The organism is Thermosipho africanus Ob7, assembly GCF_003351105.1.
Classification (GTDB): Bacteria; Thermotogota; Thermotogae; order Thermotogales; family Fervidobacteriaceae; genus Thermosipho; species Thermosipho africanus.
Window position 1 is genome coordinate 1 of record NZ_NKRG01000020.1, and the last position, 1,728, is coordinate 1,728.

At 29.4% G+C, this 1,728-nt stretch carries 2 protein-coding genes; both read right to left on the minus strand.

Going from position 1 to position 1,728, the window contains the following annotated elements; genetic code table 11:
* A partial coding sequence (locus OB7_RS09775; protein ID WP_004100773.1) for an AAA family ATPase occupies nucleotides 1-162 on the minus strand: 162 nt, incomplete at its 3' end.
* Nucleotides 159-1,715 (minus strand): ATP-binding protein, encoded by a 1,557-nt coding sequence (locus tag OB7_RS09780; RefSeq protein WP_012579873.1) that lies wholly within the window; start codon nucleotides 1,713-1,715, stop codon nucleotides 159-161. The genes OB7_RS09780 and OB7_RS09775, both read right to left, overlap by 4 nt.
* Between the last annotated feature and the right edge of the window lie 13 nt (nucleotides 1,716-1,728).

Here is a 1,728-nt window from a genome sequence, read left to right on the forward strand (position 1 = left end):
ACTGAGAGTAAGGCTTTTACCAAACCTTCTTGGCCTAGAGACAAAGAAGTATTTATTGCCAGAAGAAGCAAGGTCATATATAAACTTAGTTTTATCAACATAAATCATATTGTTATTGATAATATCAGAAAAGTCTTGAAGACCAATGGGTAGACCTTTCACATTTTCACCTCATCAATTAACAATTCGTCAATATTTCTTTTTTCAGAGTTTACATTTAAACCAATCAAAATAATCTTTTTTTGAGTGTATTTGCTAAAATATCCTTTTTCTTTTATTTGTTTTAACGCACTTTTTGCAGATTTATCCATTTTAATTTCTATTATATACACTCTATTGTTAAATTCTATTACAATATCACTTTTTCCAGTACTACTTGCCTCTTCTGCTTTTACGTTCAAACCACTTGATGCAAGTATCGTATATATTAGAGAGTGATAGTAACTTTCTTCTTTTTTGTGTAAGTTGTATGGCACAGATGATATGATCCTTTTTATTTCATCAAATGCCATATCAATATTGTTGTTTGAAAATGCTAGATATATATTTCTGTCAGCTTCTTTTATGTAATTTCTGGGGATATCATAACTTGCTTCAAGAAGTAGTTTTGAAAATCCGTTTTTAACTTCTAGATTTGGAAAGTCGAGTATATATTCATATTCAAAACCATAGTATATTCTTTTTTTAAAGGTTAAGTACCCAGCTTGTGCAAAAAAGATGTTGGGAGGAGCATCTTCAATTTCATGACTTGAGAAATCTAGTTCGCTTACGGGATAACTTGTTAAATCTTTGTATGTGACCTTTTTTTCTTTTAGGTATTGATACAGAAAAAATGGAGAGCCGCTTTCAAACCAGAAGTTTTTAAACTCCTTTTTTTGAAAAAATTGGAGTATAGAAAAAGGATTATATACAAATTTATCTCCATCGAATGAAAAACCGTTATAGTACTTTTTAATTTCATCAAGTAATATACTTTTTTCTATATTTAACTCTTTTGATGTAACATCTATATACTCTTTAAAATAGCTTTCAAGTTCCTCTTGAGTATAACCAAACATGGTTGAAAATTGCTTGTCAAGGGATATATCATTAATGTTATTTAAGGATGAAAAAATACCAGTTTTAGTAAATTTTGTAATACCGGTAAGAAAAACAAAACGTAAGTTTTCATCTTGAGCCTTTAAAACTGCATAAAAGTTTCTTAAAATCCCTCTCAATTTTTTTGCCATGTCTTTGTTTGTAATGTTATCCAAAACAGGTTTTTCATATTCATCTACAAGTACAACAACCTTTTTGTTGAATTTTCTAGAAAGTTTAATAATGAGCTCTCTAAATTTACCATTTAGTGTTTTACTCTCAAGAAAAATATCATTTTCTTGAGAGATAAAAAATAGTAAATCAGAAAGGTCGGCATAGAAGTTTTCTATAGATTCAGTGTTAACATCAACAAGGTTGATTCTAACAACGGGAAAGGTTTGACTAAAGTCCCATTTATCATAAATCCAAGTATCTTTGAATAATTCTTTGTTGCCTTTAAAAAGGTTTTCAAAAACGCTGAGAGTAAGGCTTTTACCAAACCTTCTTGGCCTAGAGACAAAGAAGTATTTATTGCCGGAAGAAGCAAGGTCATATATAAATTTAGTTTTATCAACATAAATCATATTGTTGCTCACAATATCAGAAAAGTCTTGAAGACCAATGGGTAGACCTTTCACATTTTCACCTCAT